This window comes from Arthrobacter sp. CJL-S3, assembly GCF_056711635.1.
The window spans coordinates 1742965-1759325 of sequence record NZ_CM160046.1 but is presented as its reverse complement, the minus strand read 5'-3'; the positions used below and the strand labels follow the sequence as shown (position 1 = coordinate 1759325).

Here is a 16361-nt window from a genome sequence, read left to right as displayed (position 1 = left end):
CACCCGTTCAGCACCGCTCAGAAGGACCCACCAGCCTCATGGCCCGCCGCCAAACCCCGTCCCCGGCAGGGGAAGCCAGCCAGGATTTCGTAGAGAACATCGTTGATATCGACGTCACCTCCGAGATGGAAGGTTCGTTCCTCGAGTACGCCTATTCGGTGATCTACTCGCGGGCGCTTCCGGACGCGCGGGACGGCCTGAAGCCGGTGCAGCGGCGCATCCTGTACATGATGAGCGAGATGGGCCTCCGCCCGGACCGCGGCCACGTCAAAAGCGCCCGCGTGGTGGGCGAGGTCATGGGCAAGCTGCACCCGCACGGCGACACCGCGATCTACGACGCCATGGTCCGCATGGCGCAGGACTTCTCGCTGCGGCTGCCGCTCATCGACGGGCACGGCAACTTCGGCTCGCTCGACGACGGCCCGGCAGCCCCGCGGTACACCGAGGCCCGGCTCGCGGCGGCGGCCCTGACCCTGACGGACCACCTCGACGAGGACGTCGTCGACTTCGTCCCCAACTACGACAACCAGCTGACCCAGCCGGACGTGCTGCCGGCCGCGTTCCCGAACCTGCTGGTCAACGGCGCCACCGGCATCGCCGTCGGCATGGCCACGAACATGGCCCCGCACAACCTGGTGGAAGTGATCGCCGCGGCCCGGCACCTGATCGAGCATCCGGACGCCACGCTTGAGGACATCATGCGGTTCGTCCCCGGCCCGGACCTGCCCACCGGCGGCCGGATCGTGGGCCTGGACGGCATCCGCGACGCCTACGCCACCGGCCGCGGCTCCTTCAAGACCCGCGCCAAGGTGGAGGTCGAACAGCTCTCGGCCCGCCGCACCGGGCTGGTGGTCACGGAACTGCCGTACATGGTGGGGCCGGAAAAGGTGATCGAGAAGATCAAGGACGCCGTCAACGGCAAGAAGCTCGCCGGGATCAGCGACATCGTGGACCTCACGGACCGCAAGCACGGCCTGCGCCTGGTGATCGAGCTGAAGAACGGCTTCAACCCGAACGCCGTGCTGCAGCAGCTGTACCGCTACTCGCCGATGGAGGATTCCTTCGGCATCAACAACGTCACCCTCGTCGACGGGCAGCCGCAGACCCTGGGGCTGCTGCAGCTGCTGACCGTCTATGTGGAGCACCGCATCACCGTGGTGCGCCGGCGCACCGCCTTCCGCCTCGGCAAGAAGAAGGACCGCCTGCACCTGGTCGAGGGCCTCCTCATCGCGATCGTGGACATCGACGAGGTCATCCAGATCATCCGTTCCTCGGACGAGCCGGCCGCCGCCCGGACCCGGCTGATGTCCATCTACGACCTCTCCGAGATCCAGGCCAACTACATCCTGGAGCTGCGGCTCCGGCAGCTGACCAAGTACTCGCGGATCGAACTGGAGAAGGAGCAGGAGGAACTACGCCGGGAGATCGCCGAACTCGAAGCCATCCTCGGCTCCAGCGAGCGGCTCCGCGCCCTGGTGTCGTCCGAGCTGGCCGAGATCGCCGAGAAATACGGCACGCCGCGCCGGACCGTGCTGCTCGAATCCGAGGCCGTCTCCCCCACCGTCGCCGCCCTGGCCGCCGCGCACGGAGCCAAGGGCAAGGCCAATCCACTGGCCCTGGAGATCGCGGACGATCCCTGCTGGGCGATCCTGACCGCCTCCGGCCAGATCGCGCGCACCGCCAACCAGGACAGCCTCGCCGAGTCCGGCCCGCGGACCCGGCACGACGTGTTCACCTCCGTGGTGAAGACGTCGGCCCGGGGCGAGATTGCCGCCGTCACCTCCCAGGGGCGCATGCTCCGGCTCCAGGTGATGGACATGCCCGTGCTTCCGCCGACGCAGGGCACCCCGAACATGGCAGGCGGTGTGCCGGCCAAAGACTTCATCACCCTGCTCAAGGGCGAATCGCTGGTGGCGTTCGCGCCGCTGGATGAAGTCCTGGCGATCGGCACGGCCCAAGGTGTGGTGAAACGTGTCCAGCCCGACTACCCGCTGAACCGCGAGGACTGGGAAGTCATCGCGCTCAAGGACAAGGACACCGTGGTGGGTGTCGCCCCCGCGGGTTCGGACGACGTCGACCTCGTCTTCGTGACGCGGCAGTCGCAGCTGCTGCGCTTCCCCTCCTCCGCGGTCCGTCCGCAGGGCCGGACCGCCGGCGGCATGGCCGGCATCAAGCTGGCTGCCGGGGACCAGGTGATGTTCTTCGGCGCCGCCAGCCCGGCCGACACCGACGCCGTCGTGGTGACCATCGCCGGCCCGGACGGGGCACTCCCGGGCACCGCCCCCGGGGCCGCCAAAGTTACCGCCCTCAGTGAATACCCGGCCAAGGGCCGCGCGACCGCCGGCGTCCGGGCGCACCGTTTCCTCAAGGGCGAGGACAGCCTGCTGCTCGCGTGGGCCGGCCACGGCCCCGCGAAGGCGTCCTCCCAGGCCGGGGTGGCCCGTTCCCTGCCCGGGGAACACGGCCGCCGCGACGGTTCCGGCCTCCCGCTCTCCCAGGCCATCGACGCGATTGGTCCGAGCATGTCCTGGCAGCCGGTCGCCGGGGCCGACGAGTAGGCCCACCGGGGGGCAGGCGCCCGGCGCCGGGTTTCCCGGCAGCGCCCCGCATCCGTGACGCCCGCCGCTCACCCGTTTGCCACAAGGGGTCGCTATCGCTCATCCATTCACCACAAGTGGTCGCCATGGGGCCCGCCATGGCCGCCATTCGTGGTGAATGGCCGGGGTGGAACGTGCAGGCACGAAGCGGCGCAACGGTGGCGTCGCACGACAGCGGACAACGGGTCAACGGGTCAACGGGACAACGGGACAACGGGACAACTTGTAAGTATGACCTCTTACGCGCCAACGGCGGCCAACAAGGTTGCCTTACTCAGCTAGCTCGCCATAGCTGTCCTTGGTCCGACACGCCTATGGTAAGGGCATGACTTTCTCTGGTTACAGCAAGTCCGAACCGTACTGGTTGATCAAGATGCGACAGGCAGCCCAACAGCGCCCCAGAACCCGCTTCGTGAAGATCCGCTGGATCGAACTGCAGTATCTACTCCGTGAACGAGATGCCCTGTGGGAAGCAGCCAGTCCGGCCACCCGCGAAAGGCTTGTTGCCCTGCGAGAGAAGGACAATTACGGCTACCTCTCGCCCTCCGAGCAAAAGGCTTGGGAGGAGTGGCGCGATAATGAGGACCCGCCCGAGACGGTGTCTCGACCTATGGCTCGATGACCGCCTCGGCGGACCGGTGTGACGCAAGAGGGAAAAGCCACGCCGTTCGCCTGCCTTGGGCAAGAGCACGTTGGCCTTCCGCCGCCTGGCTGGCCGGGTCGTGCAGCGCATCCGGCCCTCGACCGCAGCCGGGAAAATGCGTTTAGACTGCTCGCATGCCTATCATCGCGGACAACAAGGACTGGACCTGGGTGCTGCAGCGGCCCTGCCCCGAGTGCGGTTTCGACGTCTCAGCCTGCACCCCGGCCACGGTGCCGGGCCAGTTGGCCAGCATGCTCCCCCGCTGGCGCGCCGCGCTGCGGCGTCCGGACGTGACGGAACGCCCGAATAGTGACACGTGGTCCGTGCTGGAGTACGCCTGCCACGTCCGGGACGTCTTCAGCCTGTTCGACCACCGGCTGGACCTGATGCTCCGCGAGGAGGACGCCCGGTTCGATGACTGGGACCAGGACGCGACCGCGGTCGAGAAGGACTACGCGAACGCCGACCCGGCGGAGGTCAGTGCGGAACTCACCGCGGAGGGCGAGCAGATCGCCGCTTCCTTCGGACGGGTTCCGGAGGAGCAGTGGGGCCGCACGGGCACCCGCAGCAACGGTTCGGAGTTCACCGTGCTGACGTTCTCGCAGTACTTCCTGCACGACGTCGTCCATCATCTCCACGATGTGGATGGATAGCGTGTGGACGGGTAGCGCGTGGACGGGTAGCTACAGTTCCTTGTCCCAGGCCATGCTGGTGTTGACGGCGACGTAGCCCATCTTGGCGTAGAGGGCCAGGGCCCCGGTGGGGTTCTCCGAATCGACGTCGAGCGAGGCCTTGTCCATCCCGGCCGCGGCGAAGCGGCGCATGGCGTCGGCCAGAAGCGCCTGCGCCACCCCGCGGCCGCGGAACTCGCGCCGCACGCCCAGCAGGTCCGTGTAGCCCTCCTTGTAGCCGCGCGACCCGGCGCTGACCGCGTCATGGCTGGCGAGCTGGTAGCCGGCCACCTTCCCGGTGGACAGCTCCACGACGACGGCGCTCAGGTCCGGCCGGGCCAGCGGATCGTTCACCACGAAGCCCCAGGCCTCCTCGTCCCGCGGCTCGCTGCCCCAATGGTCCCGGAACGCCTCGTTGTGTGCGAGCCGCACCGGCTCGTGCAGCTCCGGGCCGAAGCCCACGAGTTCCAGCCCCCCGCCCAGCACGGCCTCGGGAAAACCGTCCGCCAGCGGCCGGTGCATCTCGTTGTAGTAGCGGACGATCCGGTAGCCCGCGTCCCCGAACAGGGCGGCCTGGTGCATGTGCTGCTGCTCCATATGAAGCCGCAGCCTGGGCGTGGAACCCGGCACCGCGTCCTGGGCAAAACGCTGCCGCGTTCTCGCCTCCATCCAGCCCAGCAGCCCGGTGCCGATCCCGTGTCCCTGCCATGCGGGGTCGACGCAGCCGTACCCGATCGCCTTCTCGCCGTCCGGGTTCTTCGTGATCCGCCCGTAGGCGCGGACCGCGCCCCGCGCGTCGAAGCCGAGAACCGTGTTCGCTGCGGCCGGGTTCGTCCGTGATTCGAGGACCTGTTCCAGGTCGGCGCGGCGCTCATACCAGACGGGCCGTTCGACGGCGGCGGTCCGGGCGATCAGTGCGGCCCAGTCGTCCAGGTCCGCGGTGCCGGCGGCCCGCCACTCAAGGCGGGGGTCCAGGCTGGCCAGGGCGTCGGCGTGTCCGTTCATGGCAACAGGCTAACGTCCGGCCTACCCCCGCGCCAGCAACGGCGTTGGCTCCGGGGCCAGCGCAGCCTGCGCGGCCGCCGCCCGGTCAAGGTCCAGCCGGCTGTCGTCCGCGGCGATGTCATCCGGGTTGTGGGTCACCAGGACAACGGTGCGGTCCCGCAGGCCGTGCCGGAGCTCGGCCAGCATCGCCCGGCCGGACTCCGCATCCAGGTGTGCCGTGGGTTCATCGAGCAGGATCACGTCCGCACCGGTCAGGAGCGTGCGGGCGACGGCGAGGCGCTGGCGTTCGCCTCCGCTGAGGAAGGCTCCGCCGGGTCCGATCCGGGTGTCCAGGCCGTGCTCCAGCCGAGCGATCAGCGGTCCGAGGCCCACGGCGGCCAGGGCGTCCTGCAGCCTGGCCTCCGGTTCTCCCCCGCGCTGGCCCTCGGGCAGCCCCAGCAGCAGGTTGCCGCGGATGGTCGAGTCGAACAGGTGCGCCTCCTGCGGGCACCAGGCGGCACGCCCGCCCAGCAGGATCCGGCCCCCGGATGCCGGGAGGAAGCCCAGGACGACGGCGAGCAGGGTGGACTTGCCGGAGCCGGAGGTCCCGGTGACGGCCAGCCAGCGCCCGGGTTCCGCCGTGGCAGTGAGGCCGGTGAAGACCGGCGGCCCGCCGGGCCAGGCGGCCGCTAGGTCCCGGAGCTCGATGCCGGGCCTGCCGCCGGGCCGTCCGGCGACCGGGACCAGGCCGCCGGACGGGTCGGCGTCGCCGTCGTCCAGGACGCCCGCTTCGCCGATGCGCTCCAGCACGGCCCGCAGCGCGGGATACTGCCGGACCGCCGTCGTGATGGCCGCGTAGGGCTCCACGAGCGCGAGCTGGAGCAGCACCACGACGGCGACGGTGGATGCCTCAACGGCTCCGCTGAGGGCCAGCGGAGCGGCCAGCACCGCGCTGGCCAGGGCGGCGGTGCCGCAGGCCAGCACCGTCAGTCCCTGGCCGAGCCCTTCGGCCCACGCCGAGCGCTGGGACGCGGCGGTGGCGGAGCGGTCTGCGCGGGTGATGGCGGCGAGCACCGGCGCGGAGACGCCATTGGCGTGGAGTTCGGCGCGTGCGTCGAGGGCGGCCGCCACCTGGCGGAGGACCCCGGAGCGCAGCCGCTGTTCGGTGCCCGCGGACATCCGGTCCGCTGCCAGCGCCAGGGCGGGGGCCGCCACGAGGCTCAGCACCGCGGCGGCAATCACGGCGGGGAGCGCCGCCGGCAGGAGCAGCGCGATGCCGGTGACGGAGGCTGCGGCGACGGCCACGGCGGTGAGCGGAGGCAGGACCACCCGCGGCAGGAGTTCCCGGACCGTGTCGACGTCGTCCACCACGGTGCCCAGGACGTTGCCGCCCTGCAGCAGCCGGCGCAGCGAGAGGGCGCGCCGGCTCAGCGACTCCCAGAGCCGGCCGCGGAGCCGGGTCAGGGCCGCAAAGACGGCGTCGTGCAGCAGGAGGCGTTCCAGATAGCGCAGCGCGGCGCGGCCGATGCCGAAGAAGCGCACGCCCACGATCGCGGTGAGCAGATACAGGATGGGCGGCTGCTCGCTGGCGCGGATGATCAGCCAGCCGGAGAGCCCGGCGAGGGCGACGGCGAAGAGCGCCGCCAGGGTGCCGACGGCGCCGGCCGCGGCGAACTTGGCGCCTACGGGTGCGAGCAGCCGGCGGAGCCGGGTTGCCGTTGACCCGGGCGGGGTGCGTCCGGGCTGCCCGACGGCGGCCGGCCGGGGTTCAAGCAGTGCGGCTTGGGTGGCGGGGTCCACGGCGGTGGCCGAACCGGCAGCCGACGTTTCAAGGGCAGACGCTGTGGCGGCGGATGCTGTGACGCCGGGCGGCGTCGCGGGCGCGGGAGCCTGGGCACCGGGTGCCACGGCCACGATTTCGTCGGCGAGTTCGCGGGTCAGCCGGTCGTGGGCCACCAGCAGGACGGTGACCTTTCCGCGGAGCGCGGCGATGGCACGGCTGACGGCGGTGGCGGATTCCCGGTCCAGGTGGGCGGTGGGTTCATCCAGCAGCAGCACCCGGGCCCCGGCGTCGATTCTCGCCAGGCCGCGGGCGAGTGCGACGCGGCGCAGCTCCCCCGGGCTGAGTTCGGCTGGGTGCTTTTCGGCGAGGTGCTCCGCGGCGCAGGCGGCCAGGCAGCGCAGGGCCGCGGCGTGCCCCGGATCGCCGGTGCCGTCCGCAGCAGTTCCCGCGGCGAAACCCAGATACAGGCGGATCTCGTCCAGCACGGTGGGGGCCACCATCACGGGATGCTGCGGCACCCAGGCGACATCCGCCGTCGTGAATCCTTCAAGCCGTCCGGTGACGGTGGTTTCCTGGTCCGTGCCGCTGCCGGTCCCGATGGTACCGGCCAGCACGCCCAGGACGGTGCTCTTGCCGGCGCCGCTCGGGCCGTCGAGGGCGGTGATGCGCCCCGGGGCTGCGGTGAAAGTCAGCGGCCCGACGGCGGCATCCGGCCGGCCGCCGTAGCGGACGGTCAGCCCGGCCACGCTCAGGGCGGGGGGTCGGCCGGTTCCGCCGTCAGCCCCGGCAAAGGCGGCGGCAGAGGCGGTGGAGGTGGCAGCGGCGGTGGAGGCGGCAGCTGCGGCCGTCCCGGTGACGGCGGCAGCGGAGGCGGTGTCCGCCCCGGGCCCGGCGGGCCGCAGCGGCGTGGGCTCGGGCGCGTCGAGGACGGCGGTGGTTTCGGCGAGCGCGGCACGGCCGTCGTCGCTCGCGTGGTGGGCGGTGCCCAGTTCCCGGAGCGGGAGGTAGCAGTCCGGGGCGAGGATCAGGGCCAGCAGCCCCGCTTCCAGCGCCATGTCGCCATGGACCAGCCGGACGCCGATGAACACTGCGACGACGGCGACGGAGATGGTGGCGATGAGTTCCAGCGCGAGGGCGGAGAGGAAGGCGGTCCGCAGGGTGCCCATGGTCCGGTGGCGGTATTCCTCGGAGAGGTCCTCGAGGGCCTTGCGCTGCGCGGTGGCCCGGCCCAGTCCCACGAGGACGGGCAGGCCTTTGGCGAGCTCCAGCATGTGGCCGGAGAGCCGTGACAGGGCCGACTGGGCTTCCCGGACGCGGTCATCGGTGTAGCGGCCGATCAGGACCATAAAGAGCGGGACCAGCGGCACGGTCAGCACGATCACGGCGGCGCTGATCCAGTCGGCGTACAGGATGCGGGCCCCCAGCAGCAGCGGGATCGCGGCGCAGTTCACCAGGGCGGGAAGGAACTGGGTGTAGTAGCTGTCCAGGGCGTCCAGCCCCCGGGTCGCCAGGATCGCGAGGCCGCCGTCGGAGGGGCCGGCGGACCGGGTGCCGTTGCGCAGCGCACGCTCGAGCAGCTGCGAGCGCAGCTCCTCCTTCACACCCAGTGCCGCCCGGCGCGACGCGACAGCCTGCGCCCAGACCGTCAGGGACCGTAGCGCCACTCCCGCAATCCCCCAGTACAGCTGCCCGCCCCAGGCCGGGTCGCCGGCCATGAGCCCCGCCAGCATGGATGCGACCGCCTGCGCGATCAGCACGAGGGACAGGGCCTTCAGGGCCGCGAGCAGGCCCAGCAGGTAGAGGGCGGCGCGGTTGGCGGGGCCCGGGGGGAACTGCGGTCTCATCAGGTGCTAGTCCTTGGGTGCCAGGGCTTTGGCGGCGATGGCGGGGAGGAAGCTGTGCGCCTCGGGGATGTGGGCGTCGCTCACCCGGCGCCGGAACACCCAGTAGGTCCACGCCTGGTAGGCGAGCACCAGCGGCAGCCCGATGAGGGCGACGACGCTCATCAGGCCCAGGGTGTAGTCCGAGGAGGAGGCGTTGGAGACGGTGAGGTTGAAGTCCGGGTTCAGCGTGGACGGCAGCACCACCGGGAACGCGGCGCCGAAGATCGAGGCGCTGCCCAGGAGCAGGAAGGCGCCCAGGGACAGGAACGCGCGGCCTTCGGCTCCGGTGCGGGCGAAGTTCCACGCCAGCACGGCGGCGACGACGGCGGCGACGACCGCGAGCACGGTCCACACCTCGCCGCTGAGCAGCTGCAGGCTGATCGCCCAGCCCGCGATCGGCAGCAGCAGCACGGGCAGGAGCCGGACGAACCACCGGCGGGCGCGGTGCCGGACGTCGCCGTCGGTCTTCAGGGCCAGGAACGCGAGGCCGTGGAGCAGCGAGAAACCGACGACGGCGAGGCCGCCGAGCACCGCGTAGGCGCTAAACCAGGCGAACGGACCGCCTTCGCGGTCGCCGTTGGCGTTGAGCGGGAGTCCCGTGGTGGTCAGCCCCAGGGCTGCGCCGATGCCGAAGGCCGCCACGAGGGAGCCGAGGGAGATGGCCCAGTCCCAGCGGGCACGCCAGCGGGGGTTGTCCACCTTGCCGCGGTATTCGAAGGCCACGGCGCGGAAGATGAGCGCGACGAGGACCAGCAGCAGCGGCAGGTACAGAGCGGAGAACAGGGAGGCGTACCAGAGCGGGAAGGCCGCGAAGGTGGCGCCGCCCGCGGTCAGGAGCCAGACCTCGTTACCGTCCCAGACCGGGCCGATGGTGTTGAGCAGCACGCGGCGTTCGGTGTTGTTCCGGGCGAAGCCCTTCATCAGCATCCCGACGCCGAGGTCAAAGCCCTCGAGGAAGAGATAGCCCGTCCATAGCACCGCGATGGCGATGAACCAGATGGTGGGAAGGAGATCCATGCTGAGTATCCTCTGCGTTTCTTGGGGAGCGAAGGCTAGTAGGCGAAGGCCAGGACGTCGTCGGCGTCCCCGGGCTTGCCGGGGCCACCGCCCTTGGGGGTGGCATCCTCGTTCTCGTCCGCGGGCACGTGCGCCAGTTCCGGCATGGCCGCGACCACCCCGCCGCGGATGTACTTGACCAGCAGCTTCACCTCGACCACCAGCAGAACCGCATACACGGCGGTGAGCACCACGAGGGAGGTCATAAGCTCGCCGGCGGAGACACCGGGCGAGACGGCGGCGGCCGTGAACATAAAGACCTGGTCGATCCCGCTGGGGTCCGGGTTGGGGGCGACGACGAACGGCTGGCGGCCCATCTCGGTGAAGATCCAGCCGGCGGCGTTGGCTCCGAACGGCGCCAGGATCCCGAACACAGCCAGCCGCATCAGGCCGCGGGAGGCGGGCACTGTCCCGCTGCGGGTAACCCAGAGGGCAACCAGCGCGGCCAGGGCCGCCAGTCCGCCGAAGCCGATCATCATCCGGAAGCCCCAGTAGGTGACCTCCATGACCGGGACGTACTGGATCTCCTGCCCGGCGCGTTCCCCGTAGATGGGGTTGTCCGGCAGGTGGGTGCCGTAGTCGGCCTTGTACTGGTCGATCAGGCTGTTGACGCCCTTGACCTCGGTGGTGAAATCGCCCTTGGCGAGGAAGGACAGGATCCCGGGGACCTCGATGAGCGCGACGATGTCATCGCAGTTCTTGGAACCGACATTGCCGATGCTCAGGATGGAGAAGCCCGTGCCGTCGTGGCAGGCCGCTTCGGCGGCGGCCATCTTCATGGGCTGCTGTTCGAACATGAGTTTGCCCTGCAGGTCCCCGGTGATGGCGGTGCCGGCGAAGGAAATCATGGCAACGACGGCGCCGATCCGCAGGGAACGGATCCAGACGGCGTGGTCGGCGCGGTCCCGGCCGGGGATGGCGGCCTCGCCGGGGATGACCTTGCCGTCCGCGCCGATGGTGTCGATCCCGTCGTGCCGGCGGCGCCACAGGTGGTACCAGGCGATGCCGAGCAGGAAGGCGCCGGCGACGGCGAGGGCGCCGAAGATGGTGTGCGGGACGGCGACGAGGGCGGTGTTGTTGGTAAAGACCGCCCAGGCGTCGGTCATCACGGGACGGCCATTGATCATCTCCACGCCCACGGGGTGCTGCATCCAGCTGTTCGCGACGATGATGAAGTAGGCGGAGAAGACCGAACCGATCACGGCGATCCAGAGGCAGGCCAGGTGGACGCCGGGCTTGAGCTGCTTCCAGCCGAAGATCCAGAGCCCCAGGAACGTTGACTCCACAAAAAACGCCAGCAGGGCCTCCATGGCCAGCGGCGCCCCGAACACGTCGCCGACGAAGCGGCTGTATTCGCTCCAGGCCATGCCGAACTGGAATTCCTGCACAATGCCGGTGGCGACGCCCATGATGAAGTTGATCAGGAAGAGCTTGCCCCAGAACTTGGTCATCCGGAGGTACTCGGGCTTGCCGGTCCGGTGCCACATCGTCTGGATCACGGCGACGACGAGCCCGAGGCCGATCGTCAGCGGCACCATCATGAAGTGGTAGACGGTGGTGATTCCGAATTGCCACCGTGCGATTTCCAAGGCGTCCAAGGCAGTCCCTCACTTGCTAGGAGCAACTTCTACATGACGTAGAAAGATTCTTCTACAGAGTGTAGAACACTTTGATGGTTCACTGCACCCAGAGTCCCACGGCACGTAACGGCCCGCAATGGAGGCGTTGACCACGGGCAGCTTCAGGGCCACAATCGCAAATACCTGCGCAGCCATTCTGATGGAGCGCGAAGCCGAGGCGCGTTTGCGCAACTCAGCAGGTACTGCCCCAGGCAGCGAGTGCCCGGCGGCGGTACCTGACGTCAAAGGGAGGTCGTCGATCATGGCCGAGACGAAAGTCAAGCACCGGAGCGTTGAAGAGCGGGCTGCGAAGGGCAAGGGATACCGGGAGAAGACGCCGGTGTCCAGCTCCACGGGCTGGGTTCCGGCGCCGGACCGGCCGGATCCGGTCGCGCTCCTCAAGGAACAGAACCTGACCCGCGAACAGGATCTCGTCCCGGTGCGCCACGGACGGATGATGGTCTCACCGTTCACTTTCTACCGGGGCGCGGCCAAAATCATGGCCGCCGACCTGAAAGACACGCCACGGGCAGGCCTCATCACGCAGCTGTGTGGGGATGCCCACCTGTCGAACTTCGGCGTGTTCGCCTCGCCGGAGCGGACACTGCTGTTCGACCTGAACGACTTCGACGAAACACTTCCGGGGCCGTTTGAATACGACGTCAAGCGTATGTCCGCGAGTTTCACCATCGCGGCCCGGAACAACGCGTTCACCACGGAAGAAACCCGCGACGTGACACTGGCCGCGGTTCGGGCCTACCGGGAAGCGATGGCCCAGTTCGCACAAATGCGCACCCTGGACATCTGGTACGCCCGCTTGTCCGAGGAGCAACTGATTGAAGCCATTGACCTGGCCGCGGCAACGCAGAAGGGAAAAGCCCTCAAGAAGGCAGCCCAGGGCATGGCAAAGACCGCGCGGGCGAACGTCGCCAAGGCCCACACGCGGGACAGCCTGCAGGCACTGTCCAAACTCGCCGAGCGTGTGGACGGGAAGTACCGGATCGTCAGCCAGCCACCGATCGTCATCCCGGCCCGGGAACTGGGCGGATCGTTCAGCATGTCCGCCGATGAACTTGAGCACGTGATCCGCGAGCAGCTCCGTTCCTACCGGGCCACACTCCAGGAGGACCGGCGCCACCTCCTCGAGCGCTTCGAAATTATCGACGTCGCCCGCAAGGTCGTCGGCGTCGGCAGTGTCGGGACCCGGGCATTTATCGCCTTGCTCCAGGGGCGCGATCAACAGGACCCGCTGTTCCTCCAGGTCAAGGAGGCCACACGATCCGTGCTGGAGGACCACTTGCCCAAGAGCAAATTCAAACAGCCGGGCGAGCGCGTGGTGCAGGGGCAGCGGATGATGCAGGCTGCGAGCGACATCTTCCTGGGGTGGACCAAGGGCGCACAGGAGAACCGCTACCTGTACTGGCGCCAACTGCGTGACATGAAGGGCTCAGCCGTTGTGGAAGCGATGAAACCGCTCGGCATGAACTTCTACGCCAACGCCTGCGGGTGGACACTTGCGCGCGCCCACGCCCGCTCGGGTGACGCCGTCGCGATCGCCACCTACCTGGGCAAGAGCGACAAGTTCGATGTGGCTGTCACCGACTTCTCCGAGCGCTACGCCGACCAGAACGAACGGGACTACCAGGCCTTCGCCGACGCGGTCCGCTCCGGCCGGCTGGAAGCAATCGAGGGCCTCTAGGTCAACATCGCCCACGACACGCCCACGGCCGGTACTTCTACCTCATGTAGAAACTATCCGCAAAACACGCTAAATTTAAGACTGAAGTATCCACTGACCGCCCGGCAGAGTCGATCCGCCGGGCGGCCCTCACGAAGGATGTACGGAATGGCAAGTCTCGGTGAACTGGAACGGGCAGTGATGGATCTGCTCTGGGCAGGCCATGAGGCTGCGACCGCGAACACCCTGCGGGATCTGCTCGCGCAGAGCACGCGCCCCGAAAACGGTACCGCAGGCCATGAGGGCAAGGATCTGGCCGTCACCACGGTACTGACCGTGCTCTCCCGCCTGGAGCGCAAGGGCCTGGTCGAGCGCGAACGCGGCACCCGCCCGCACCGCTACCAGGCAGTCTCCAGCCGTGAGGACCACACCGCTGAGCTCATGCACGAGGTGCTGGGCTCCGCACCCGACCGCGAGGCCGTGCTGGCCCGCTTTATCGGTTCCGTCACCGACACCGAGGCAGAAACGCTGCGCAAGCTGCTGGGACTCAGCTAGCGCCCAATGTTCTGGACCTCATGGTTTCTGGCGGTCCTGGCGATAGCGCTGGCCTGGCCGGTGCCTATCCTGCTTTCCCGCGCCCAGTGGCCGGCACGTTCGCCGTTCACGGCAATGCTGCTCTGGCAGGCGATCGCCCTTGCCGGCGGGCTGTCCATGATCGGCGCCATGCTGGTCTACGGGCTGGAACCGATCGGGGACAACCTGCTGGCCGGCCTCAAGGCCCTGGCCGGGATGGTCTTCAACAATGCGCCCACCACGGCACTGGGCTTCTGGCACATCTTTGCGCTCTCGGCCGCGGCCCTGCTGACGGCACATCTGGTCTTCACGCTGCTGCTGACGTACTACAAGATTCAGCGCCAGCGGCGCCGGCACCGTGAACTGCTGGCCCTGCTCGCGTCCCCGTCCGCTGACGGCCCGCGGACCATGGTGATCAACGTCGACTCCCCCGTCGCGTACTGCCTGCCGGGAGGAGCGCGTTCAGTCACCGTGCTCTCCGACGGGCTCATGGCGGCCCTGGAACCCGCCGAACTCCGTGCGGTCCTGAACCACGAGAACGCCCATCTGGACCAGCGCCACCACTTGCTGCTCTGGGCTTTCGCGGCCTGGCGGCAGGCGCTGCCGTGGCTGCCCACCACGCGGCTGGCGCAGGAAGCCGTCAGCTCGCTGATCGAGATGCTCGCCGACGACGTCGCGCTGAAGACCGAGAGCAAGGCCACCCTGATCAAGGCGATCGCGATTGTGGCGAGCGGCTCCCCCGGCTCGCCCGCTGCCCGGATGGCCTTCGGCGAGCCGGAACTGTCCGACGGCGAGCCAGGCCAGCCGGGTGCCACCGGAGGGGCCGGTTCCGCCCGGACGACGGCGTCCCGCGTCAGCCGCCTGCTCTCGCCGCAGCCTCCGCTCCCGGAGCCCCTGCGCGCGGCGGTCCTGGCGGCCTGCCTGCTCCTGCTGGCGGTTCCAACGGCCCTGCTGATTGTCCCCGGCCTGCTGGGCTGAGCCCCTCCTGGTTGTCCCCGGCCTGCTGGGCTGAGCCCCTCCTGGTTGTCCCCGGCCTGCTGGGCTGAGCCCCTCCTGGTTGTCCCGCTGGGCTGAGCCCCTCCGAGGCACCGGCCATGGCCGGTGCCTTGTTGTGCCGGCCAGCCCCCACGCAGAGGCCGGGCCGCCCCGCCCGAAGGCGGAGCGGCCCGGCACCCGTTGCACCGCTGTGATTCAGCGGTTACTTCAGCAGCTTGTTGGCTTTGTATTCGAGGTCCACATTGCCGGCCCCGTTCCCCTTCGCCGATCCGTTGACCGCCGAGGTGGTCATGCCAAACGTGAGCGTGGTGTGCGCGATCGCGTCGGCCATCTCCTCCAGCACCGTCTCGTTCACGTTGGCGATGGTGTCACAGGCCGCGTGGTAACACGGGTCCAGCGGGGCGCCGGCCGTGCCGCCGAAGATCGCCGCTTCCTCCGCGGTCTTCAGGTCCTCCGCTCCGGTGAACAATCCGCCGGCCGGAATGCCGTTGTTGATGAACCCGAAGTAGTCGGACCGTCCGTCGAAGGCCGTGGGCGCAACGGGCAGGTTCTGGGACTTGAAGTAGTCCAGGAACACCTTCTCCACCAGCGCGGAGCCGTTGGGGCCCTTCTCTCCGAACGCCGAGCCGTCGCCGTCGTAGACGTAGCGGACAAAGTTGGGCGAACCGACCATGTCGAAGTTGAGGTTGACCGCGTGGTCCTTGACCTGGCGGGTCGTCAGCTGGGAGACGTAGTGCTCGGACCCGATCAGGCCGTCCTCTTCCCCGCCCCAGAACGCGAAGCGGATCCGGTTGGTCGGCGTGATGCCCAGAGCAGCCATCTGGAGCGCGGTCTCCAGGATGGCGGCTGAGCCTGAGCCGTTGTCGTTGATGCCGGGTCCCTCGGCCACGGAGTCCAGGTGCGCGCCCACCACCACGGTGCGGTCGGCACGTCCAACTGGGGAATCCGCGAGGAGGTTGAAGGATTCGATCCTGCTCACGCCTGCCTCGACAGCCAGACGCATCACCACATCGCTGAGCGCGGCGAGTTCGGCGCCGGTGGCGTAGCTCGTACTGACCACCGGGATGTCAGCCTGGGGCAGGTCCAGGGTCCCGCCGAAGAGGCCGAGGCGGTCATCGCCCGCGACGACGTTGCCCTGGTTGAAGATGATGGCCCCCGAGGCCCCGGCCGCGGCGGCGTTGTCCGCCTTGATCCGGAAGGTGCAGGTGCCGCGCTGGATCAGGGCGATGTTTCCCGGCGTGAAGCCGGCGAAGTCGGCCGCTTCGCAGCCGCTGGTCGAGGCATGGTCACCGGCGAGGTTAAGGTCGACGGCGGTCAGCGGGGCAGTCACGTCGCCGGCGCCCGAATAGGACATGTCCACGAAACCGGTCCCGTAGGTGTAGGTCTCCGGATTGGGTGAGATGCGCTGCAGAGCAGCCGACGTGAAGTCGTAGCGGTCGTAGCTGAACGGCTGAAGCTGCGTAGTGTAGCCGGCGCCATCCAGCAGGCCTCTTACGTATTCGACCGACGCCTCGTAGCCCGGGCTGTCCGCCGCGCGGTTGCCGCCGTTGGCATCCGCGATGGCCTGCAGGGCTTCGAGATGGGCAGTGATGTTTGTTGCCGACACCGCGGAGCGCAGAGCCTCCGTATTGGTGCCGGTTGCTGCAAGGGCCGGCGGCGCGAAGCTGACCGCCAGCCCGATCGTGGCGGCGATGGCCGCGCGCTGGATATTCCGAGTTTGCCTCATAGGGGTCTCCTGGATTTATGCTGCGGAATCCGGCCCCGGGCGTCATTGCCCGGGGCCGTGAGACGACACTATCGGAAGGAGGCATACCGGGTTAGAGGGCATTTGGGCACTGGCGCGATCCGGCAACGGCAAGGACAATGCGCGCCGTCGTA

Annotated in this window: 11 protein-coding genes; 6 read left to right on the top strand and 5 right to left on the bottom strand. The window is 69.1% G+C overall.

Annotation, left to right across the window (positions count from 1 at the left end; genetic code table 11):
* Positions 1 to 38: 38 nt before the first annotated feature.
* From AC06G6_RS07895 to AC06G6_RS07885, 3 genes are all read left to right on the top strand, one after another.
* Positions 39 to 2558, top strand: a complete 2520-nt coding sequence (locus AC06G6_RS07895; protein WP_479827905.1) for a DNA gyrase/topoisomerase IV subunit A — start codon at positions 39 to 41, stop codon at positions 2556 to 2558.
* Between the two features lie 364 nt (positions 2559 to 2922).
* A complete protein-coding gene (locus AC06G6_RS07890; protein WP_479827903.1) occupies positions 2923 to 3219 on the top strand; it encodes a hypothetical protein in 297 nt (98 codons plus the stop codon).
* Between the two features lie 155 nt (positions 3220 to 3374).
* Positions 3375 to 3893: a DinB family protein gene (locus AC06G6_RS07885; protein ID WP_479827901.1), complete on the top strand. Its 519-nt coding sequence runs from the start codon at positions 3375 to 3377 to the stop codon at positions 3891 to 3893.
* Between the two features lie 30 nt (positions 3894 to 3923).
* On the opposite strand, the gene AC06G6_RS07880 is transcribed toward AC06G6_RS07885, so the two are convergent.
* The 4 genes from AC06G6_RS07880 to AC06G6_RS07865 are packed head-to-tail and all read right to left on the bottom strand — an operon-like array spanning position 3924 to position 11215.
* Positions 3924 to 4916: a GNAT family N-acetyltransferase gene (locus tag AC06G6_RS07880; RefSeq protein WP_479827899.1), complete on the bottom strand. Its 993-nt coding sequence runs from the start codon at positions 4914 to 4916 to the stop codon at positions 3924 to 3926.
* A 21-nt stretch (positions 4917 to 4937) separates the two neighbouring features.
* Positions 4938 to 8522: a thiol reductant ABC exporter subunit CydD gene (gene cydD, locus AC06G6_RS07875; RefSeq protein ID WP_479827897.1), complete on the bottom strand. Its 3585-nt coding sequence runs from the start codon at positions 8520 to 8522 to the stop codon at positions 4938 to 4940.
* Positions 8523 to 8528: 6 nt separating this feature from the next.
* Positions 8529 to 9578, bottom strand: coding sequence for a cytochrome d ubiquinol oxidase subunit II (cydB, locus tag AC06G6_RS07870; RefSeq protein ID WP_479827895.1), 1050 nt, complete (start codon positions 9576 to 9578; stop codon positions 8529 to 8531).
* Positions 9579 to 9613: 35 nt separating this feature from the next.
* Positions 9614 to 11215 carry a cytochrome ubiquinol oxidase subunit I gene (locus AC06G6_RS07865; RefSeq protein WP_479827893.1) on the bottom strand — a complete coding sequence of 534 codons (1602 nt, stop codon included), beginning with the start codon at positions 11213 to 11215 and terminating at the stop codon, positions 9614 to 9616.
* Positions 11216 to 11498: 283 nt separating this feature from the next.
* On the opposite strand from AC06G6_RS07865, the gene AC06G6_RS07860 reads away from it, so the two are divergent.
* The 3 genes from AC06G6_RS07860 (at position 11499) to AC06G6_RS07850 (ending at position 14465) form a co-directional block, all read left to right on the top strand.
* Positions 11499 to 12935 carry a DUF2252 domain-containing protein gene (locus AC06G6_RS07860; RefSeq protein ID WP_479827892.1) on the top strand — a complete coding sequence of 479 codons (1437 nt, stop codon included), beginning with the start codon at positions 11499 to 11501 and terminating at the stop codon, positions 12933 to 12935.
* A gap of 147 nt (positions 12936 to 13082) precedes the next feature.
* Positions 13083 to 13469: a BlaI/MecI/CopY family transcriptional regulator gene (locus AC06G6_RS07855; protein ID WP_069951345.1), complete on the top strand. Its 387-nt coding sequence runs from the start codon at positions 13083 to 13085 to the stop codon at positions 13467 to 13469.
* Between the two features lie 6 nt (positions 13470 to 13475).
* The gene (locus AC06G6_RS07850; protein ID WP_479827891.1) at positions 13476 to 14465 is read left to right on the top strand and encodes a M56 family metallopeptidase; all 990 of its coding nucleotides are present in this window, start codon (positions 13476 to 13478) and stop codon (positions 14463 to 14465) included.
* Between the two features lie 220 nt (positions 14466 to 14685).
* On the opposite strand, the gene AC06G6_RS07845 is transcribed toward AC06G6_RS07850, so the two are convergent.
* Positions 14686 to 16209 carry a M20/M25/M40 family metallo-hydrolase gene (locus tag AC06G6_RS07845; protein ID WP_479827889.1) on the bottom strand — a complete coding sequence of 508 codons (1524 nt, stop codon included), beginning with the start codon at positions 16207 to 16209 and terminating at the stop codon, positions 14686 to 14688.
* Between the last annotated feature and the right edge of the window lie 152 nt (positions 16210 to 16361).